20 protein-coding genes are annotated in these 20,583 nt (G+C 64.8%); 11 read left to right on the top strand and 9 right to left on the bottom strand.

Annotation, left to right across the window (positions count from 1 at the left end):
* Nucleotides 1–8 precede the first annotated feature (8 nt).
* From B5D62_RS34185 to B5D62_RS14540, 6 genes are all read left to right on the top strand, one after another.
* On the top strand, nt 9–134 hold the full coding sequence (locus B5D62_RS34185; RefSeq protein ID WP_269435100.1) for an MFS transporter small subunit: 126 nt from the start codon (nt 9–11) through the stop codon (nt 132–134).
* Nucleotides 135–318: 184 nt separating this feature from the next.
* Nucleotides 319–3,411 carry a formate dehydrogenase-N subunit alpha gene (gene fdnG, locus B5D62_RS14560; protein WP_085934562.1) on the top strand — a complete coding sequence of 1,031 codons (3,093 nt, stop codon included), beginning with the start codon at nt 319–321 and terminating at the stop codon, nt 3,409–3,411.
* Nucleotides 3,412–3,422: 11 nt separating this feature from the next.
* Nucleotides 3,423–4,331, top strand: a complete 909-nt coding sequence (gene fdxH, locus B5D62_RS14555; protein ID WP_085934561.1) for a formate dehydrogenase subunit beta — start codon at nt 3,423–3,425, stop codon at nt 4,329–4,331.
* Complete coding sequence (locus B5D62_RS14550; protein ID WP_085934560.1) at nt 4,328–4,957, top strand: formate dehydrogenase subunit gamma; 630 nt, start codon at nt 4,328–4,330, stop codon at nt 4,955–4,957. The genes fdxH and B5D62_RS14550 overlap by 4 nt, the downstream gene beginning before the upstream one ends.
* The gene (gene fdhE / locus B5D62_RS14545; RefSeq protein ID WP_170920940.1) at nt 4,927–5,898 is read left to right on the top strand and encodes a formate dehydrogenase accessory protein FdhE; all 972 of its coding nucleotides are present in this window, start codon (nt 4,927–4,929) and stop codon (nt 5,896–5,898) included. Before B5D62_RS14550 ends, fdhE begins: the two co-directional genes overlap by 31 nt.
* Before the next feature lie 7 nt (nt 5,899–5,905).
* Entirely contained in the window at nt 5,906–6,403 is a 498-nt protein-coding gene (locus B5D62_RS14540) for a hypothetical protein (RefSeq protein WP_085934558.1), read from the top strand.
* 1 nt (nt 6,404) lies between these two features.
* Here the strand turns inward: B5D62_RS14540 and B5D62_RS14535 are convergent, their stop codons facing one another.
* Both B5D62_RS14535 and B5D62_RS14530 read right to left on the bottom strand, forming a co-directional pair.
* Complete coding sequence (locus B5D62_RS14535) at nt 6,405–7,226, bottom strand: aldo/keto reductase (RefSeq protein ID WP_085934776.1); 822 nt, start codon at nt 7,224–7,226, stop codon at nt 6,405–6,407.
* Nucleotides 7,227–7,312: 86 nt separating this feature from the next.
* Entirely contained in the window at nt 7,313–10,525 is a 3,213-nt protein-coding gene (locus B5D62_RS14530; protein ID WP_139373877.1) for a hypothetical protein, read from the bottom strand.
* A gap of 68 nt (nt 10,526–10,593) precedes the next feature.
* Between B5D62_RS14530 and B5D62_RS14525 the strand changes: the two genes are divergently transcribed.
* Nucleotides 10,594–11,148 (top strand): carboxymuconolactone decarboxylase family protein, encoded by a 555-nt coding sequence (locus B5D62_RS14525; RefSeq protein WP_170920939.1) that lies wholly within the window; start codon nt 10,594–10,596, stop codon nt 11,146–11,148.
* Between the two features lie 9 nt (nt 11,149–11,157).
* Here the strand turns inward: B5D62_RS14525 and B5D62_RS14520 are convergent, their stop codons facing one another.
* Nucleotides 11,158–12,051, bottom strand: coding sequence for an SDR family oxidoreductase (locus B5D62_RS14520; protein WP_085934555.1), 894 nt, complete (start codon nt 12,049–12,051; stop codon nt 11,158–11,160).
* 99 nt (nt 12,052–12,150) lie between these two features.
* Here B5D62_RS14520 and B5D62_RS14515 point away from each other — a divergent pair, with 99 nt between their 5' ends.
* The gene (locus B5D62_RS14515; protein ID WP_085934554.1) at nt 12,151–12,990 is read left to right on the top strand and encodes a helix-turn-helix transcriptional regulator; all 840 of its coding nucleotides are present in this window, start codon (nt 12,151–12,153) and stop codon (nt 12,988–12,990) included.
* Between the two features lie 6 nt (nt 12,991–12,996).
* Here the strand turns inward: B5D62_RS14515 and B5D62_RS14510 are convergent, their stop codons facing one another.
* The 3 genes from B5D62_RS14510 to B5D62_RS14500 all read right to left on the bottom strand — a co-directional run bounded on the left by B5D62_RS14510 (nt 12,997) and on the right by B5D62_RS14500 (nt 16,231).
* The gene (locus tag B5D62_RS14510) at nt 12,997–13,833 is read right to left on the bottom strand and encodes a carbohydrate ABC transporter permease (RefSeq protein WP_085934553.1); all 837 of its coding nucleotides are present in this window, start codon (nt 13,831–13,833) and stop codon (nt 12,997–12,999) included.
* An 85-nt stretch (nt 13,834–13,918) separates the two neighbouring features.
* Nucleotides 13,919–14,842 carry a carbohydrate ABC transporter permease gene (locus B5D62_RS14505; protein ID WP_085934552.1) on the bottom strand — a complete coding sequence of 308 codons (924 nt, stop codon included), beginning with the start codon at nt 14,840–14,842 and terminating at the stop codon, nt 13,919–13,921.
* Nucleotides 14,843–14,878: 36 nt separating this feature from the next.
* Nucleotides 14,879–16,231 (bottom strand): ABC transporter substrate-binding protein, encoded by a 1,353-nt coding sequence (locus tag B5D62_RS14500; RefSeq protein WP_085934551.1) that lies wholly within the window; start codon nt 16,229–16,231, stop codon nt 14,879–14,881.
* 215 nt (nt 16,232–16,446) lie between these two features.
* Between B5D62_RS14500 and B5D62_RS14495 the strand changes: the two genes are divergently transcribed.
* Entirely contained in the window at nt 16,447–16,842 is a 396-nt protein-coding gene (locus tag B5D62_RS14495; protein WP_085934550.1) for an MAPEG family protein, read from the top strand.
* A gap of 22 nt (nt 16,843–16,864) precedes the next feature.
* Here B5D62_RS14495 and B5D62_RS14490 read toward each other — a convergent pair whose 3' ends face one another.
* Nucleotides 16,865–17,251 (bottom strand): hypothetical protein, encoded by a 387-nt coding sequence (locus B5D62_RS14490; protein ID WP_085934549.1) that lies wholly within the window; start codon nt 17,249–17,251, stop codon nt 16,865–16,867.
* Nucleotides 17,248–17,544 (bottom strand): hypothetical protein, encoded by a 297-nt coding sequence (locus B5D62_RS14485; protein WP_085934548.1) that lies wholly within the window; start codon nt 17,542–17,544, stop codon nt 17,248–17,250. Before B5D62_RS14485 ends, B5D62_RS14490 begins: the two co-directional genes overlap by 4 nt.
* Before the next feature lie 215 nt (nt 17,545–17,759).
* Between B5D62_RS14485 and B5D62_RS14480 the strand changes: the two genes are divergently transcribed.
* The gene (locus B5D62_RS14480; protein ID WP_085934547.1) at nt 17,760–17,960 is read left to right on the top strand and encodes a hypothetical protein; all 201 of its coding nucleotides are present in this window, start codon (nt 17,760–17,762) and stop codon (nt 17,958–17,960) included.
* Nucleotides 17,961–18,004: 44 nt separating this feature from the next.
* On the opposite strand, the gene B5D62_RS14475 is transcribed toward B5D62_RS14480, so the two are convergent.
* The gene (locus tag B5D62_RS14475; RefSeq protein ID WP_085934546.1) at nt 18,005–19,891 is read right to left on the bottom strand and encodes an autotransporter outer membrane beta-barrel domain-containing protein; all 1,887 of its coding nucleotides are present in this window, start codon (nt 19,889–19,891) and stop codon (nt 18,005–18,007) included.
* Nucleotides 19,892–20,164: 273 nt separating this feature from the next.
* On the opposite strand from B5D62_RS14475, the gene B5D62_RS14470 reads away from it, so the two are divergent.
* Nucleotides 20,165–20,539 (top strand): TfoX/Sxy family protein, encoded by a 375-nt coding sequence (locus B5D62_RS14470; RefSeq protein ID WP_085934545.1) that lies wholly within the window; start codon nt 20,165–20,167, stop codon nt 20,537–20,539.
* Nucleotides 20,540–20,583: the final 44 nt, after the last annotated feature.

Below are 20,583 nucleotides of genomic sequence, written 5' to 3'. Positions count from 1 at the left end.
GATCGATCATGAGCAACAACGGTCAAAACGGCACCACACCGCTGCAGCTGGTCATCGCCTGGGGCTTCGTCGGCATCCCGCTCGCCTGGGGCGTGCTGCAGACGCTCGTCAACGCGATGGCGCTGTTCAGGTAATCGCGGCCGACGCTCCGGCGGCATTCGCCGGGGCGTCTCCCCGAATTACCGATACGCGGGACTGTAAAATCCCTGATTTTTCTGTTGATTAAAGATTAATTTGTCGTGCACAATCTCTGCACAACCGTCGCGGTGCGGTCGGGAGCCCGCGCAGGCGTCGGTTGTGGACTTGGGGGAAACGCTAATGGGTATCACGCGCCGTCAATTCATGCGGGTGAGCGCTGCTGGCCTCGCCGCATCGACCGTTGGAGCCTTGGGATTTGGTGACGCGGGCGATGCCCTCGCTGCTGGCGTCCGGCCGTTCAAGCTCGAGCGCGCGACCGAAACGCGCAATGCCTGTCCCTACTGCGCCGTCAGCTGCGGCGTGCTGATCTACTCCCTCGGCGACCGCTCGAAGAACGCCCGCTCCGAGGTCATTCATGTCGAGGGCGATCCCGATCATCCCGTGAACCGCGGCACACTATGCCCGCGCGGCGCGGCGGTGCTTGATTTCGTGCGCAGCCCCAACCGACTCAAGTACCCCATGCATCGCAAGGCCGGCTCGGACAAGTTCGAGCGCGTGAGCTGGGATTTCGCCATGGACCGCATCGCGCGGCTCATGAAGGACGATCGCGACAAGAACTTCGTGGCGAAGAACCGTGATGGCGTCACGGTCAATCGCTGGGTCAGCACGGGATTCTTCGGCACCTCGTCGCAAAGCAACGAGGCCGGCTATCTGACCTACAAGTTGGCGCGCGCCACGGGCATCCTCGGCTTGGAGAACCAAGCCCGAATATGACACGGTCCGACGGTGGCCAGTTTGGCCCCAACCTTCGGCCGTGGCGCAATGACGAACTCCTGGAATGACATCAAGAACGCCGATGTCATTCTGATCATGGGCGGCAACGCCGCCGAGGCCCATCCGTGCGGCTTCAAGTGGGTGGTGGAAGCCAAGGCCCACAACGGCGCCAAGCTCGTCGTCGTCGATCCGCGCTTCACGCGCTCCGCCGCGGTGGCCGATTTCTATGCGCCGATCCGGCCGGGAACGGATATCGCCTTCCTGTCGGGCGTGATGCGCTACCTGCTGGGCGCCGGCAAGATCCAGCAGGAATATGTCAAGGCTTTCACCAACGCCGGCTATATCGTGAAGGAGGGTTTCAAGTTCGAGGACGGCCTGTTCGCCGGCTACGACGAAGCCAAGAAGAACTATGTCGATCGCTCGACGTGGGACTACGAGTTCGACGAACAGGGCATGGCCAAGGTCGATGACACGCTGCAGCACCCGCGCTGCGTCATCAACCTGCTCAAGACCCATGTCGATCGCTATACGCCCGAGATGGTCGAGCGCATCTGCGGTACGCCCAAGGACAAGTTCCTGAAGGTGTGCGAGCTGATCGCCTCGACATCGACAGGCGACCGCTCGATGACCTCGATGTATGCGCTGGGCTGGACGCAACACACGACCGGCGCCCAGAACATCCGCAGCATGGCGATGATCCAGCTCCTGCTGGGCAATATCGGCATTCCTGGCGGCGGCGTGAATGCCTTGCGTGGCCACTCCAACGTCCAGGGCATCACCGATCTCGCCCTGCTGTCGACCTCGACGCCCGGCTATCTGGTGCTGCCGACGGACAGGGAAGCGACCTACGCGGACTACATGAAGTCCCGTCGCTTCAAGCCACAGCGGCCGGGGCAGACCAGCTTCTGGCAGAACTACGAGAAGTTCTTTGTCAGCCAGCAGAAGTCGTTCTTCGGAGCCGCGGCGACCAAGGACAACGATTGGGCCTACGACTACCTGCCCAAGTTCGACGTTCCGTACGACGCGCTGAAGATCATCGATGTCATGGCAGCCGGCCAGATGAACGGCCTGTTCTGCCAGGGCATGAACATCATGATGGCCGGTCCCAACAAGACCAAGATCCGCAACGGCCTGTCCAAGCTCAAATGGCTCGTCTCGATCGATCCGCTCGAGACCGAGACCGCGCGCTTCTGGGAGAATCACGGCGAGTTCAACGACGTCGATCCGAAGTCGATCCAGACCGAAGTGTTCCAGCTTCCTGCCACGGCATTCGCCGAAGAGGAGGGCAGCGCGACCAATTCCAGCCGCCTGATCCAATGGCACTGGAAGGCCGCGGAAGGGCCGGGTGAATCGCGCGGTGACATTCAGATCATCTCCGATCTGCGGGCGCGGTTGCGGGCGCTCTATGCCAAGGAAGGCGGCGCTTTCCCTGATCCGATCCTCAACCTCGCCTGGAACTACAGCGATCCTGGCAATCCCGATCCGGCCGAGGTGCTGAAGGACATCAACGGCTATGCGCTGGAGGACGTGCCCGATCCGGCCGACCCCGCCAAGCTGCTGTTGCGCGCCGGCCAGCTGCTGCCGACCTTCGGCGTCATGCGCGACGACGGCAAGACGTCGGGCGGATGCTGGATCTATACCGGCGTCTATACGGAAGCCGGCAACATGGCGCAGCGGCGCAATGCCAGCGATCCCACCGGCAAGGGCGTCTATCCCAACTGGGGCTTCTCCTGGCCGGCCAATCGCCGAATCCTGTACAACCGCGCCTCGGCCGACGCGGCTGGCAAGCCGTGGAGCGAGCGCAAGAAGTACATGTGGTGGAACGGTTCGAAGTGGACCGGTCCTGACGTGCCCGACTACGCGCCGACCGTGCCGCCTGACAAGGCCGTCGGCCCCTTCATCATGAACCAGGAAGGCACGGCCCGGCTGTTCGCTCGGACCGGCATGCCCGATGGTCCCTTCCCCGAGCATTACGAGGCGATGGATGCCTTCATCGCCAATCCGCTCCATCCCAAGGTCAGCCGCAATCCGGTCGTGCGCGTCTTCGCGGCCGATGCCAAGTCGTTCGGCACGCCGGACAAGTTCCCGATCGTGGCGACGACCTATCGGTTGACCGAACACTTCCACTACTGGACCAAGAACGCGCACGCCAATGCGGTCCTGCAGCCGGAACTGTTCGTCGAGATGGGCGAACGGCTGGCGAAGGCCAAGGGCATCCAGAGCGGTGACTGGGTCGAGGTGACGAGCCAACGCGGCTCGATCAAGGCCAAGGCGGCGGTGACCAAGCGCATCCGTCCGATCATGGTCGACGGCAAGCCGTGCGATATCGTCGGCGTGCCGATCCATTACGGCTTCATCGGCCTGACGCGGAAGGCGCATCCCGTCAATACGCTGACGCCGCCGGTGGGCGACGTCAGCGCCCAGACGCCCGAATTCAAGGCGTTCCTGGTCGACGTGAAGAAAACCACCCCGCCGGCTCAAGCCGCGGCAACGGCGTAAGGGGGAGGACCATGGCAACCCTGCAATCCCTCGACATCCGCCGCCGCTCCGCCTCGACCGAGACGCCACCGCAGGTGCGTCAGGCACCTGTCGAGGTCGCCAAGCTGATCGACGTATCCAAGTGCATCGGCTGCAAGGCCTGCCAAGCCGCGTGCCTGGAATGGAACGATCTCTCGCTCAGCCAGCCGATCGGCGAGACGAACGGCACCTACAACAACCCCACCGACCTGACGCCGGCATCCTGGACGGTGATGCGCTACGCCGAATACGAGAACGGCGACGATCTCGAATGGCTGATCCGCAAGGACGGCTGCATGCACTGCGCCGACCCGGGCTGTCTCAAGGCGTGCCCGTCGCCGGGTGCCATCGTCCAATACACCAACGGCATCGTCGACTTCGTGTCGGAGAACTGCATCGGCTGCGGCTATTGCGTGAAGGGTTGCCCCTTCAACGTCCCGCGCATCTCCAAGGTCGACAACAAGGCCTACAAGTGCACGCTCTGCTCGGATCGTGTGGCGGTGGGTCAGGCACCGGCCTGCGCCAAGGCCTGCCCGACGCAGGCGATCTATTTCGGCTCCAAGGATGACATGATCGTCCATGCCGAGGAGCGGATCGCCGACCTCAAGGACCGTGGCTTCGAGCATGCCGGTCTCTACAATCCACCCGGCGTCGGCGGCACGCATGTGATGTACGTGCTCAACCATGCCGACAAGCCATCGCTCTATTCGGGACTTCCGGACGACCCCAGCATCAGCCCGCTTGTCAGTCTCTGGAAAGGCGTCGTGAAGCCCCTGTCGCTGGCAGCCATTGCCTTCGCCGGGGTCGCGGGCTTCCTGCATTACATCACCAAGGGCCCGAACGAGGTATCCGAAGCCGAGGAACATGAGGCCGACAAGCTGGCCGGAGACAAGCGCGCATGAGCAACGACAAACGCGACGTTTCCCGATACACGACCGCGGCTCGCATCAATCACTGGATCACCGCGACGTCGCTGATCCTGCTGGCTTTGAGCGGTCTGTCTCTGTTTCATCCCGGCCTGTTCTTCCTCACCAATCTGTTCGGGGGAGGCCAATCCACTAGGGCTATCCATCCCTGGATCGGTCTGGTGCTGGCCGTCAGCTTCCTGCTGCTGTTCGTCCGCTTCGTGTCGCTCAACTTCTGGAAGCCCGAGGACACGGTCTGGATGAAGAATCTCGGCAAGGTCATCAACAACCATGAAGAAGGGCTGCCCGAGCTCGGCAAATACAATGCCGGCCAGAAGCTCGTCTTCTGGGGCCAGTCGATCCTGATCCTGGTGCTGTTCGTCAGTGGCCTGGTGCTGTGGGACGTCTATTTCTATGACGCCACGACAATCGAGCAGAAGCGCATCGCCATGGTCGCCCATTCGGTCTGCGCCATCGCGGCGATCCTGATCTGGATCGTGCACATGTATGCCGTGATCTGGGTCAAGGGAACGTTGCGGGCCATGACGCGCGGCACGGTCACGCGCGGCTGGGGCTTTCGCCATCACCGCAAGTGGTTCCGGCAGGAAGTCGGGAAGCCCTGAGCGAGCGGTCGACCTTTCCATCCACGGGCTTCGGCGAAGGCACGCTGGGCGATGTCGCCGACAGCGAGGCGATTCGGCTGCCCGATCTCGCCGTCGTGTTTTCGCGCCGGGCTGAGCGCCTGAGCGCCCTGGCGCCGGGACACGAGCTCGAGGCATTCCTGCGGCTGATGGCGGCGCTGGCGACGGCGCAACAAGCATCTCTATCGGGGTTGCCGCCGGGAACGCTGCCGGCGTCGTCGGAGGTGGCCGCGATGCGTCGCTCGGGGCGCTCGCCGCTCGATCCCGTAAGTGCAGGCCGCGACGCGACCTGGCGAGCAGCACTCGACCGTATCATCGAGACCATCGACCGGAGCGTGCTGCCCGAACCGGCACGCGCGACGGTCGCGTCGCTGGCACAAACGCCGCCTGCGGTGCTGGAGGCCATGGCCGACAGGTTTCTCTCGGGAGAGGTCGAGCGAAAGGATGCGGCGGCGGTCACCTTCGTTGCGGCGGCGTTGCAAGTCGCCTGGACACGCATGGCCGCGCTTCTCGACAAAGCCGATCTCGCCTCAGATGCGCCCGAGACCGGAACCTGCCCGGTCTGCGCGTCGCCGTCGGTCGCCGGTATCGTCTCACCGGGAGGTACGAAGTTCGGCCACCGTCATCTGCACTGCTCGCTATGCGCCACAGCCTGGCGCTATGTGAGGGTCCGCTGTATCCATTGCGGCAGCACCGACAAGGTCTCGTTTCGCCAGTTCGCCGGCGCCTCATTCGTGCGAGCGGAGTGCTGCGAGAAGTGTCATGGCTATTCCAAAGTGTTCTATCTCGATCACGCCAAGCCCGTGGAACCCTTCGCCGACGATCTCGCCTCGTTGGGACTGGATATGTTGGTTGGCGAGGAAGGCTTTTCTCGCGCGCCCAACCCCTTTGTCATTGGCATGATGGAACGATCACAGGAGTGAACGGCCCATGCCGAGTGTCCTCGAGTCGTTGATCGACCGTCTCCAGGCCGACTGCACCGCGGCCGAGGCCGCCGAGCGTTCCATCCGTGCCAGCGTCGACGCACAGATCAAGGCGGCGGAACAGGCGCGCGCCTTTGCCTGGCGGCGCCTCAACGCGCTGTCGGACATGGCTCGTGTCGCTGCTCTCGAGCCCGAACGCGAACTTTCCGTCGAACGCCAGCTCGTCGCGCTGTTCCGCGAGATCGGCTGGGTCGAGAACGATCTCGCGGAGCTGGGCGAAGGCGCACGACCGTTGATCGGCGCGCTGCGTCCCATCGCCGAAGCGCTGCATGCGCAAGCCCATCCTCCGGCCGAGGAAGGGGATTCCAACGCCGACAAGCCGGCTCCGGTCGACCCGATCGCGGCCTTTCGGGAGTTCGAGGCCTGGTACGAAGCGGAACGGGGTCAACCTTTCCTGCAGGTCTTCGAGCGTTATGTGCCGCCGACGCCCGTGGTCGAATTCTAGATCAGAGGCCGGCGTCGCCGATCATCCGGCGCAATAGAGCGGCGTCCGGATAGGGGCCGAAGCCGGCCCGGACATTGTCGCGCATATGCTCGGGCTTGCCGGTACCGGGGATGACGCAGGTGACGGCGAGTGGCGCGAGCACGAACTTCAGCAGGATCTGGGCCCAGCTCGTGCAATCGATCTCCGCTGCCCAGTCGGGCAGTCTGCGACCGCTGAGTTTGCGCAGTAGTCCGCCGCCGCCGAAGGGTTGATTGACGATGACGGCGATGCCGTGCTCCGCTGCGAAAGGCAGCAGCCGCCGCTCGACGCCGCGATCGTCCAACGCGTAGTCGACCTGAACGAAGTCGAAGCCGCCGCGCTGCAAGACGGACTGCAGGGTCTCGTGCGCGCTTTCCGTGTAGTGGGTGATGCCGAGATAGCGGATGCGGCCTTCCTTCTTCCAGGCCTGCAGGGTCGGGACGTGCGTCTGCCAATCCACGAGATTGTGGATCTGCATCAGATCGATCCTGTCGGTGCGCAGAAGCTTGAAGGAGCGTTCCATCTGCGCGATGCCGGCGTCGCGGCCGGTGGTCCAGACTTTGGTCGCCACGAAGGCCTTGTCGCGGCTTCCCGCTGCCGCGAGCAGATCGCCCACGACTCCTTCCGAGCGACCATACATGGGCGAGCTGTCGATCACCGACCCGCCGGCCTCGAACAGGATGCGAAGCACCTCGGCCAGAGGCGCCCGCTCGGCAGCACCAGTGCCGACATCGAAAGTCTGCCAGGTGCCGCAGCCGACCACTGGCAGTTCCTCGCCGGTGGAAGGGATCTTGCGTTTGTGCATGCGGGTTCCTGTCTGGGCCATTGCCGCGCCACTCAGCAGAACGGCGCCGGCGAGCTGTAGGAAGGATGCACGCGATAAGGACAGCATTATAGCGCCGCGATCTGAAAAGCGTTGCCTGCACGCCTTGCCTCGACGGGCCGGCCATTGAGCGTGACGCGCGGCGCACTGCCGAGGCCAGTGACGGAGAACGTCTTGGCAAAGGCATCGGCGCTCTGGTCCGGCTTCAGCGCATGCGTGATCTCGATCTCGTGGGTCCAGGGGCGATACTCCACCCGCAGCAGGCCGACCTTGCCGTCGGCGCGTAACGTGAGCCCGTCGCGATGGGTCAACGCGAAGTCCTGAGGGTCTGGCAGCGGATTGTAGCCGACGATGGCGCCCGTGATCGGATCGCTGAGCAGATAGGATTTCTTGCCAGGCTCGGTCGTCAGCGTGGCGCCATTCTTTTCCAGTCGTCCGGTCGTCCCCTGCTGTGCCCAGGTGGTATCGCGCTCGAGGCCCGGCGGCAGATAGGGCCACTGGCCATTCAGCCTGCGATAGGGAATGGCCTTCTCCTGCTGACCCGGATTGAGGACGAAGTGCCGCTCGCCCGGCTGCGTGAAGTCGGTGCCGAAGGCCACCTCCATCAGATCATTGCCGGTCCGATAGCTGACTTCCATCAGGTGGCGGTCCTCATGCCATTGGGCCGTGAGTTGATTGGCTTTGATGTACGCTGCGAAAGCGTCGAAGCTGCCGTGCTGGGCGGCATCGCCCATCTCCAGGACGAAACCGCCATAGGTGCGATGGGCGATGGCGTCGAAATCGATTCCATCGACCGGCTTGTCGCGCTTGAGATTGTAGATCGAAATGACGAGGGCGGGTGCGATCTCCGCCTGCATCTGATCGCTCTTGCCGCCGATGCCCGGGCCGATTTCGATCTCGGCATCGCGGCCGAGATCGGCCGTCGGCAGCGGCAGGATCGCGAGATAGCTGACACCGTCGCGGATCAGGATGCGCTGCTTGCCTGTCAGACGATGCGGGAACGCCTCCACCTTTTGCCCATCGACAAAGATCTCCCAGTCCTTGCTGTCGGCAAAGTTCCAGAGGCCGACCACGGTGGCGAGTTGCGACAGCCCCTCCTTGCCGACGGCCTCCATGAACCAGTCGCGGTTGGCATGCGGCTTGGCAAAAACGATGGCTCGATTGCGACTCTGGTAGGTGAGGGTGAGGCCGGCCTGGGGCGCGATGCCTTCACGTGTCGTGGCGAGGTCCGGCCGATTCGCCGCGTATCGCACCGTCAAGGTGCCGAGATCCTCGAGTCGCGTCGACTGGGAGGCGGTTCGGACCCATTGTCCCAGCACATCGATGGTGCCGCCATGAATGTCGGCGCTGGCCAGCCCGTGCCATTTGCCGAGATAGCTGCGCCGCCATAGTGGAGGCTTGAAGAAGCCGCGGATCGTCTCGGTGGACGTGTGTTCGAACGGCACGGGCTTGTCGTCGATCAGACCCGATACCCAGGCTGGCGCCCAGGGTTGCTGCAGGCTTTGGATCGCGACTCGCCCCGGGGGGAAGTCGTAGCCCCAGACCGGCATGCCATGGACCGTGGCGTCGGCCGGCTGGTCGGCGTACTTGATCGCGCCGCGCTTCGACACGGTGTGCAAGGCCCCGTAGATGCCGTCCTGCTCGACCAGCACGCCCGACAGTCGCGCGCGTCCGGAAGAAGCAACGAAGCGGCGCAAGGCCGGATGGAAATAGGAGACCAGGATCTCCATGGTGCGATCCACCAGGATGCGCCCCATCAGGCGATCGACGGGCGCTGGCGCAAAATCGGCGAACATCTTCTGGCCGCTGAGCGTGATCGACAGATAGTAGTGATCCAGCACCTCCTGGGTGCCGCCGTCGAGGAAGCCCCAGAAGCGCAGCAGCAGGGTCTCCAGCCCGTGACGGCCGTCGCCCATGGCATGGTCCGATCCGATCATCGCGCCGCCCAGCAGGGCGCCCATGGCGGCGGTGTGATTGAAGTTCTGGGTGCTGACGGCGAAGTTGAAGCCGTCGCGGAAGAAGGAAGCGCGGCCACGCCAATCGCGGTTGCGCCGCCAGTAATCGTTGGAATCGGCGCCCTGCGGAAAGGCGAAGGCGCTGGTCGGCAGGTCGGGCTGCAGCCATGCGGTCCAGTAGGCCTTGAGATGGTCCTGGACCGGCGGCGCCAGAAGGCTGCGAAACTGATACCAGATCAGGACATAGTCCTCGATCGACCATCCCACCCAGTAGCGCGGCGGCATCGAGAGCAGTAGCCGGATCTGTTCGAGATAGGCCTTGTAGCCCTTGTCGCTTCCAGCCTCGGCCAGCGCGCTGACATTGTCACCGCCTGCGCGTCGCAGCTCGGCGATGCGATCGATCTCCCCTTTCGGGCGGTCGCCGCGCACCAGCGTCGCGCGCCGTCCGGCATCGCTCACCTGCTGCGCGCTCGGCATGACGGCGGTGGGCCGCGAGCCGTCGGCCGTCTTCACCTGCCAGTCGGCTTCGAACGCCGGTGGCATGACGATCGACACGATGCCGCTGGTGGGGCGGCCGGTCAGGACGAGGCGCGGCTTGACGAAGCTCAGCCCGTGTCCGCCGGTCGGCATGGCCCATTCGTAGGCATTGTCGGCCTGGCGATAACGCGAATCGTAGATCTCGACCTTGCGCAGCAGGAACCCGCTCTCCTGCAACCAGCGCAGCCGCGCACCGGCCTCGCGCTCGACGACTGCCGTGGCGAGCAGGGGGGTGATGTCGAAGCGCGCCTCGCGGGCGTAGATCGACAGCTCCTGCGGTGCCATCGCGCCCGGCACGCGATCGCGCTCCGTATCGCTGGCGCCATACCGGCTCCAATAGCGCAGGCCATTGGCGCTGGCATTGAAGGTCGGGCCGTGATCGCGGTCGGCGATCCAGAGCCGTCGCAACGGGAAGGCTTCGATGTGCCAGGTCGGCGGATCGTCGGTCCAGAGCTTGCGGCCCAACCCATCGCGGCAGAGATATCCGTCCGGCACGATCTCGTAGCCGCCGTAGCTCATCACCAGTTCGGCGCGCGCCAACACGCGGCCCTCCCGCAGGAAGCCACTGATCTCGTCGCCGGCGGTCGGGAAGCGAAGGAGGACCGAGCGATGCACGGCATCGACGGTGAGGCCGCCGACGATCGGCGTGTCCCAGTGACGGCCGTCGATGGTCGCCGTTTCGCTGCTCGCGATTTCGAACTCGTCGCCGCGCCGCTGTGCGAGCGCGGGACCTGTCACGCCGAATGCGGTGCCAGTCGTGAGGCCGGTCGCCAGGCCAGTCGCGAGCACGCGACGTCTACGGATCGTGAAGGACATGGTGAGCGGACATGTTACGCTCCGGCACAGGAGGAAACACGATGATCCAGCGTAAGCAGCGTATCCCGATGCGCGACCTTTCGACCATGGCGCAAGAAGACCGCGAAGCCATCGAGAAGAACGCGATGGGTGGCCGCATTTTCAACATATTCAAGGTGCTGGCCCATCACCCCAAGCTCGTGAAGCGCTGGACGCCCTTCGCCGGACATATCCTGGGCAAGCAGACTCTGCCGTTCCGCGATCGCGAGCTGCTGATCCTGCGCATCGGCTGGCTCAACCAGGCCGAGTATGAATTCGCGCAGCACGAATTGATCGCCAAGCGCGGCGGCGTGAGCGACGAGGATATCGCCCGCATCAAGGAAGGCCCCAAGGCGGTAGGATGGAGCGAGAAGGAGGCGGCCCTGATGCAGGCCGCCGACGATCTCTATGAGAATTCCGTCGTCTCGGACGCCACCTGGGCGACCCTGTCCAAGAGCTACTCGACCGAGCAGCTCATGGACGTCGTGTTCACCATCGGCCAGTACAATCTCGTCTCCTGGGCGCTCAACAGCTTCGGCGTCCCGCTCGACGATTTCCTGCCCGGCGCGAAGAAGTAGCGCGCCGCGTCAGCCCTCGAAGTAGCGCGGGCGATCGAGGTCGGCGATCAGGCCCGGCTGGGTCGGCTCCCAGCCGAGGCGTTCGCGCGTCAGGCGGCTGGAGGCGGGACAGTCGATGGCCGCGAAGGGCGCGAACCAGCCGAAATGCTCCTGTGCCTCCTGCGGCGTCTTGCTGACCACGGGCACGTTGAGCCGTCGTCCGATTACTTGCGCGATTTCCTTGAAAGGCACGCCCTCCTCGGCGGCGGCATGGTGGTAGGCGCCGGTGCCGCCCTTCTCGATGGCGAGCCGATAGAGGCGGGCGGCATCGAGCCGATGAACGCCCGGCCAGCGATTGAGGCCGTCACCGATATACGCGGATACCCCCTTCTCCCGCGCAAAGGTGATGAGACGCGGCACAAAGCCGTGATCGCCATCGCCATGGACCGACGGGGCAAGACGCACGACCGATGCCCGCACGCCGCGCGCCGCCAGCGTCGTCGCGACCGCCTCGGAGACGCGCGGATAAGCGGGAGAGTGGGGCGGCGGCGGATCGTTTTCCGTCGAGGTGCGCCCCGGCGAGAGGCGGGCGAATCCCGACGTGACCAGCAACGGGTGGTCGGAACCCTGCAGCGCTGCGCCTAATGTCTCGATGGCGCGGCGGTCCATCTCGCAATTCTCCACGAATCTCAAGAAGTCATGGTTGAAGGCGGTATGGATGACCGCGTCCGCGGCAGAGGCGCCAGTGCGGAGACTATCGAGATCCTCGAGCGAGCCGCGATGGACTTGGGCGCCGGCCGCGGCCAGAGCCGTCGCGCCTGCCTCCGAGCGGGCAAGCCCGAGCACGTCATGCCCGGCCGCGATCAGTTCCGTGACGACGGCCGAGCCGACGAAGCCGGTCGCGCCGGTGACAAACACACGCATTGGCAAAGCCTCCGATTGGAAACGGAGGTGACTATCTGTTTGCGCCTTATCGGGGTAAAGTAGGGACGTTATACGGGTAAACAGACTAACCGGTTCTCCATGGCGACGCTCGACGACAATCTGCTGGGCACTTTCCTCAAGGATCGCCGCGCCAAGCTCGATCCGGCGGCACTGGGCTTTTCGTCCACGCGCCGGCGCACGCCGGGTCTGCGCCGCGAGGAAGTGGCGCAACGCGCCAACGTCAGCACGACCTGGTACACGTGGCTCGAACAGGGACGGGGAGGGGCACCTTCGGCAGCCGTTCTCGACCGTATCGCGCGTGCCCTGATGCTGACCGATGTCGAACGCGAGCACCTTTTCCTGCTGGGCTTGGGGCGCCCACCGGAAGTCCATTACCAGGCAGTCGAGGGCGTCACGCCGCGCTTGCAGCGCGTGCTCGATGCGCTCGAGCTCAGCCCGGCCATGGTGCGGACGGCGACCTGGGACATCGTGGCCTGGAACCGCGCCGCGGCGGCGGTGCTGACGGACTATGGCCGGCTCGCCGCGGCCCAGCGCAACGTGCTGCGGCTCATCTTCCTCGATCCCCATGCGCGCGCCGCACAGCCCGATTGGCAGAGTGTCGCACGCTTCGTGGTGGCGGCCTTTCGCGCCGATGCCGCGCGCGCCGGAGCCGCCTCCGCGGTGAAGGCGCTGGTCGAGGAGCTGTGCCGGCTCAGCCCCGAGTTCGACGCGCTCTGGCGCGAGAACGACGTCACCACGCACGGCGAAGGCACCAAGCATATCCGGCATCCGGTCGCCGGCCTGATCGGCCTGGAATATTCCGCCTTCGCCGTCGATGGTCGGCCTGATCTGAGTCTGGTGATCTACAATCCCGCCACGGCGGCGGACGCCGAGCGCATCCGCTTGCTCATCGCGCAGAAGGCGGCGATCGTGGCCTGAAAGTCGCTACTTCACGCCACCGGTCGAGAGCCCCTGCACGATCTCCTTCTGGATCACGATGGTGAGCAGGATCACGGGCAGCATCACCACGATGGCGGCGGCGGCGAGCGGTCCCCAGGCGAAGCTCTCGAAGGTGAGCATGTTGTAGACCGCGACCGGCATGGTGCGGGTGGTGCGGCCGGCGAAGACGGCGCCGAAGATGAAATTGTTCCACGAGGTGATGAAACTCAGGATCGCGCCGACGACGATGCCGGGCCGGGCGAGCGGCAGGGCGACATAGCGGAACGCCTGCCACAGCGTGGCGCCATCGATGCGCGCGGCCTCCTCCAGCTCGTGCGGCTGCGTCTCGAAGAAGCCGATCATGATCCAGACCACGATCGGCAGCGTGATCACGAGATGCGTGAGCGCGATCGGCCACACCGTGCCGATCAGGCCGATGATCTGAAACAGCGTGAACAGCGGGATCAGATAGGAAAGGCCCGGCGTCATGCGGCTGAGCAGCAGAACGCCCGCCATCCTGTTCGCCTTGGCCTTGGCAATGCCGTAACCGGCCGGCACGCCCAGCAGCAGCGACACCAGCGTGGCCGAGCCCGTGACCTGCACCGAGTTCCAGAAATAGAGGAACATCGGGCTTTCCTCGAACACCTTCTTGAAATTCTCGAACGTCATTTGCTCCGGCCAGAAGACCGGCGGCCAGGCGGTATTGTCGATGTCGTACTTCACCGACAGCGACACCATCCAGAAGAACACGAACAGGCAGGGGGCGAGCAGGACCGCGACCGACAGGCCGAGCGCCGTCCGGTCGGCGAGCCTTCGAATCCGGCGGCGTGTACGGGGGGTCATGGGAGCGCGCCACTCCAGTGGCGCTCATGCGCATGATGCGCCACTGGAGTGGCGCGCTCCCATGACTTCGCAATGTTCAGAGATCTCACGTCCACGCTGCCTTCTGGCGCGCCCACAGCAGTATCAGCGACAGCGCCACGATGATGGCGAAGAACACCACCACGACGGCGCTTGCCGTGCCGACCTGGTTGTAGGCGAAGGCCTGATTGTAGAGATAGACGTTGATGGTCTCGCTGGCCGTGCCCGGTCCGCCGTTGCAGATGACCCAGATCGTCTCGAACGCCTTGAGCGCGTCGATGGTGCGGATGATCAGCGCGACGACCAGGAACGGCGCCACCAGCGGATAGGTGATCTTCCAGAACATCTGCCACTGGCTGGCGCCGTCGATCAGCGCCGCCTCGTAGGGTTCGCTCGGCAGCGAGGCGAGGCCGCCCAGCACGATGATCATGCAGAACGGCGTCCACAGCCACACTTCCACCAGCACCAGGCTCGGGATCACCGTGCCCGGCGCGTAGACCCATTGCGACGGCGGCAGTCCGACCAGGCTCAGCAGGTAGTTCAGCACGCCGAGCTGCGGATGGAACATCATGGTCCAGATCAGCGACACTGCCACCGGCGTCGCCATCATCGGCATGATGAACAGGGTGCGGAAGAAGCCGCGGCCCCAGAACTTCTTGTGGAACACCAGCGCCGCCAGCGTGCCCAGCACCATCGGCAGGGCCACCGACAGTACCGTGAAATAAAACGTATGCCCGATAGACTCGAGGAAGCGCCGGTTGGTGGCCAGATCCTTGTAGTTGTCGAGTCCGATGAAGGTCATCGGGCTGCCGATGCGGAAATCGTGCAGGCTCATCCAGACCGTGAACAGCCACGGGAAGATGATCACCGCCGAACACACGATCAGGGCCGGCCAGATGAACAGAAGATAGGGGCGCAGGCGTCGTTCGCCCTCCACGCCCTTCTGCGGGACGGGGCCTGCGCCCGCCTCCGCCATGGACACGTCCACCATGTACGCTCCGCTACGCTTGCGCGTCCCGTTCTGACTTCAGGTCTGTTCGCTCTTGTCGATGACCGGCTGGAACTCCGTCGTCGCCCGCTTGAGCTCGGTCGCGGGATCGGCGCCGCCCAGCATGTTGGTCAGCGCCGTGCCGATGACGTCGCGGAACTCCGTCACCGGCACGATCACCGGCAGACCCGACATCGAGATCGGCGCGCAACCCGCGGCGCACTCGGCCCATTCCCTCGGGATGGTAAGTCCCGCCAGCACGGCGGGATCCTTGAGCGGATTGGTGCGGAAGGGAATGCCGCCGCCGACCTGCAGCATGCGGCCCGCCATCTTCGGCCCCGTCATCCACAGCATGGTGAGATAGGCGGCTTCCTTGTGGGTGCTCGCCTTGGGAATCGCCATGCCCGAACCGAACGTCACCGAGCCATGTCCCTTCGGGCCCGACGGCGGCAGGGCATAGCCGACCTTGCCGACAACCCGGCTCTTGGTCTTGTCCTCGATCGGGGCGGCAAAGCCCGTGGCATCGATCCACATGCCTGCCTTGCCCTGGATGAACAGGCCCTGCGCCTCGTTCCAGTTGAAGCCGGCCACGCCCTGCGGCGCGTAGCTCGAGAGCAGCTTCTTGTAGTATTCGGCGGAGGCGATCGCATCCGGCGTGTCGGTGATCAGCTTGGTGCCCTTGATGGTCTCCTGGCCCCAGCCGGAAAGAAGCTGCGTCCACAGCACCACATTGGCGTTGCGCACGCCGCGTCCGACAAAGCCCGAGATGCCGGCCGCCGGATCGTTGATCTTGGCCGCCGCCGCCATCATCTCGTCGAGCGTCTTGGGGACAGCGACGCCCTTCTTCGCGAACAGGTCCTTGTTGTAATAGAGGATGAAGTAGTCGCACAGGATCGGCAGGCTGTTGACCTTGCCGTCGGACGTCGTGGCGAAGCTCATGCCGAGCTTGGAGACATCGCCCAGCTCGTATTCGGCCGGCATCATCTGCGGATCCTTGAGCCACGAGGTGATGTCGAGCAGCCAGCCGCCCTTCTCGAACTGACGCTTCTGGACGTGATAGGCGAAGTTGAACAGGTCGAAGCTCGGCTTGCCCGAATTCAGCTCGATCGCCACCTTCTGCCGCGCCTGCTGCTCGGGGATCACCTCGATGCCGAGCTCGATGCCGGTGAGGTCCTTGAATTCGCCCTTGTACTTCTTCATGAGATCGGCGCGCGGACCGGTCTCCATCAGCACCTCGACCTCCTGCCCCTTGAAGCGCTTCCAGTCGAAGCCGCCGCTCTGGGAGTAGGCCGTCACGCTGTTGAGCATCGGCGCCGCGAGGCCGCCCAAGGCCGCGGCTCCCTGCAAGGCGCGTCGACGGGAAATGGCACGCGTAGTGAACCCCTTGGACATTACCGCTTCCTCCAAATTCTCATTTTGTCGAAGCGTAGAGGAACCGTTGCGTGCCGTCACGCGTGTAAAAGCCGCTCGAATTTCGCAGAGCCGCATGAGATGGCGTCGGCAGGCCGTGCCGCATGCCGCGGTCATCGTTCGCGGCAATGACGCTGCTGACATCGGGGGAGATCGTTGCGGCAAGGTTTGTGGCTCGACCCCTACGGGAGGAAAATATGGACACCTACTACGCCGTCGCCATCGTCACCCTGCTGTCGGGGTTCACCTGCTTTGGAATGGCGATCACCGTTGCGCGTACTCATTCGAGGACGGGCATACTGGCACCGAGGATGACGGGCGATCCGCAGCTGGAGCGAGCCGTGCGGGCCCATAGCAATACGCTCGAATGGATGCCGATCTTCTTGCCGGCGATGTGGTTGTTCGCGTTCTACTGGAGCCCCCTGTGGGCTTCGATCCTGGGTGCCGTCTGGATCGTCGGGCGGCTGATCTATTTTGCGGGCTATCTCGCGGCCCCCGAGAAGCGCTTCCCCGGCTTCTTCATTCAGACGGTGGCTGCGCTCGCCCTCGGGCTGGGAGCGCTGGGTCGGCTGATCTATCTCGCGGCCGCGTAGCTCGCGCGAAAGGGGGTGGCCTTCAGTGGATCGTCGCCTCGGGCACGCTTGGTTTGAGCTTCAGTCGCGCGAGTTCAGGGGCGAGGGGCGCGACCTCGGCGAAGAACAGGGGCAAGTAGCGTGTGATCACCAATTTCAGGTCGGCGCTGAGGTCGGCGTCCTCGTCCGAGAGAGTGAGCGCGATATGGTCCGGGTGCTGCAGCCAGATGATGGGGTACTCCGGGGCGTCGACGGGCCCCAGGATGGAAATCAGCCCATAGGCCCTGGCCTTCTGCTCGCGGGCGAACTGGCTCGAACTGGTGTCCTGCGCCAGGTCACACAGGACGAAGGCGATATCTGCGATCACGCCATCGGGCAGGGTAACCCGATATTCCCGCAGGGCGCGGAAGCCGTCCGGATCTTCGCTCATGCGAGGCCCCGCTTCTTGAGAACATCGATCCCGCGAAAGGTGATCGCGACGCTGGAAGGCGACGCGTTCCCGACCGCGAGCCAGCCCAGCGTGTGCGAGAGCAGGACCGCCGAATCGATCTGGCCACTGCTGTAGTCCTCCAGCCCAGGACTCTCCGCGGGCACGCACGACGAAGCAGCGCGGCTGCGGGTCGCGTCGTAGGTGATCTTGAGAACGGCAAGGATCAGCGCCGAGATATCGGGTGCGCCGATGGCCGGCTGTTCGGAGGAAATGGCAGGCTTGGGATGCGGCATGAACTATAGCGCGTCCATGCCCTCGTTGGTTCCCATGCCGGCCATGAGGTCCGTTCGCGTACCCGGCACCCCTCTGCCGGACCGGGCTTTCCATCGGTCTGCCACAGGTGTACGGTGCCTTTATCGCCAGCGCATCGGCTTATGGCTGCTGGCGCCTGAGAGACCGAGGCACTCCAGACTGGTGTCCTGCGCTCCCGCCCTTAGCGGAGGAGCGCATGGCCAAACGCCGCGATGGCGGAATCACTTCTGCACAGAAGATTCGACAGGATCGGTCGTCCCTGGCCGAGAAGAGGGCTTGGTCGGGCGAACTCGATGCGCATCTGATCGCCGAGTCCCGGGCGGCCATCGAACGGTCGCGCAGCTTGCTGGCGAAAACGGCGCTCCAGATCCAGCGGGCCTGCGCGCGCAAGCCTTAGAGAGACGGCGACAATCCTGCCGATGATGTTTCCGCGAGCCCGGATCAGAATCGCAGGCTGACCCGGCCCGTCAACCACGTGTCCTGGATGCCGTAAGCGAGCTGGCCGAGATAGGCGACGTCGAGCGCGACTTGCCGGTTGAGAAGGAGGGATACTCCCGCCTGCAGCAGCAGCGAGTCCTGTGCCATCGGCAGCGCGGTCGTGGTGAAGCTCGCCCCGTTGGCTGCAAAGGAGAGCGTCGCCGTTGGCGCGACGGTGCCATAGGCGTGTTGCCAGGCAGCAGAGAGACGCGGTGACAACGTCATGCTGTCGGTAAGCGCGAAGTTCGTCGCGGCCCGCAGGCCGAGCGTGGAGAAGCCGACACTGACGCTGTTGCCAGACGAGGTGAGCGCGGCGATACCGGGCGTGCCGCTTTCGCTGAAGCCGGCCGTATCGAGATGGGCAAAGGCGAGTCCGGCAAAGGGTTCGGCCGCGATCCGGCCGGCAGCGACACCGTAGCCCACCTCGCCGAACATCTGCGTCGTCGTCGATGTGTACTTGGCGTTGAGCGAGTCAGCGAAGCCGGGGAACACGATGGAACGATTGCTGGTGACGGTGTTGAAGCTCGCCGCCAGACCCGCGCGGACGTTGAGGTCGCCGAAGGACGCCCCGGTATAGCCCCCGACATGGGCGCTGGCGATGTTCGAGGCGCTCAACCGGTCCCCGACGCTGACCGAAGAGTTCGTGTAGCCGCCGGCCAGGCCGGCAAACCAGTTGGGGGTGATCTGCCGGTCCACGCCGGCGAGGAACCCGCCTAGAGACCGGTATGTGCCCGCCACATTGCTGTTGCCTTGGTTGGTTCCCCAGGCGCCGACGCCCTGCATCCAGAAGGTGGTCCGGCGCTCGATGTCCGGAGTGGGAGCCGTTTCGGCGAGCGCCGGATCCTGTTTGCCGTCGAACCCTGGACCATAGTCGGATCGTCTGGTCGCGCTGCCCTGATCCGGCGCATTGGCATAGGCCAGTACCGGTCCTCCGGTGGCGAGCGCCGAGCCGCCGCTCTGGCTGCTTGCCGTGAAAGAGGCCTGACGCATCCGGCCCAGCAGCGCTTCGCGGATGTACAGACTGTCGCCCAGCAGCACGGACTGCGTGGTGACATGGACCTCGCCATCGAGCTGGCGCAGGGCGAACTGCAACTGCGAAGGATCGCCGTAGTTCACGACGTCGAGCGCGTTGTAGAGACTGTCCATGCCGCTGTAGAGCGCGGGATAGGGGCCACGGTCGAGGGCACCGGCAACGGACGCCGCATTGCCGCCGCCGGCGCGCGGCCCATAGAGCAATGCGCCCGACGGGATGCTCTGCCCATTGATGAAGGTGCCCGTGAAGGCGGGAACGCCCGAACTGCAGCCGCCGTCCGTGCTCTTGCCGATCAGGTATTCCTGGACGGCGCCGCCGCGTCCCCAGCCGGCAATGGGGCCGGCCGTGCCGACCAGCAGACAGGTACCGGCCGGCAATTGCACGATCGTCATCATCGTCGGCATGAAGGGCAGGGCGAGGAAGTCGCGGATCTGCGCCGCCGACATGCCGCGGATCTGGTTGGAGCCGACGAGAAAGGCGCCCTGCTGGCTCGAACTGCCCGGAGCATAGAAACGGATGTACTGGGTCGGCGCGGTGGTCATCACCGCCGAGGCGCCCGATGAGGCCGAGTTCACGAACGACAGCGTCGTCGGCGTGACCAGGCTTCCCAGATAGTTGTTGGCATCGATACCATTCGTGACCGACGGATAGGCGACGCCGCGCTCGCCGATGGGGAAGGTCCTGCCGCGTGCGACAGGTCCGACCACGACGATTCCCGGAGGCAGCGGTCCGGTCTGCGCAAGCGCGGGCGGGCCGAGAGTCGTTGCGACGAGGGCCAGCAGCAGGCAGGTTCGGCGGAGTGTCTTGAGGAGGTGCATGGGCCAGATCCATCCCTGTGATCGGGCGCGCAGTCCTTACGCTGCGGCATGAACCGCCGAGCGCTGACGCGCTCCGGTGCATCTTCGACTCTCGAACCGCTTGGATCGCTCGCTCGTAACGTGTCGGCAATAATGCCGGACAACTGTCACGGGACGCGTTGACCTGCATCAAGTGTGCAACGCCCGAAGCCATGCGTGTAAAACAACGCCGAATTTCGCATAGTCGGACAAGCCGGTCCGTAATGGCGTCGACGAATCGGGTACGGGGAGCGGATGGTTGCCAGTGACAGCTTTGCCGAATTCCTGCGCGAGCAGCTCGCGCCGCTCGGCCGCGTCTCGATGCGCCGCATGTTCGGCAAGGCCGGCGTGTTCTGCGACGGCGTCATGTTCGCCATTGTGGCCGACGATACGCTCTATTTTCGCGTCGACGACCACAATCGTGAGGACTTCGGCGAAGCCGGGTCCTCTCCGCCTCTCACCTATGAGAAGGGCGGCCGCACCATCGACCTGTCCTTCTGGCGCGCGCCGGAGCGCCTGCTCGATGAACCGGACGAACTCGTCCTGTGGGCGCGGTCCGCGCTGGCGGCCGCGCATCGGGTAGCGGCGAAGCGGGAGCGGATCTCGCCTCGGCGGAAATCGAAGACGTGATCGGTATAATGGCCGACTTCTGGAAGGCCTCGGACGACGTGTTG

It is taken from the genome of Enhydrobacter aerosaccus, assembly GCF_900167455.1.
Classification (GTDB): Bacteria; Pseudomonadota; Alphaproteobacteria; order Reyranellales; family Reyranellaceae; genus Reyranella; species Reyranella aerosaccus.
This window is presented reverse-complemented; position numbering and strand designations above follow the sequence as displayed.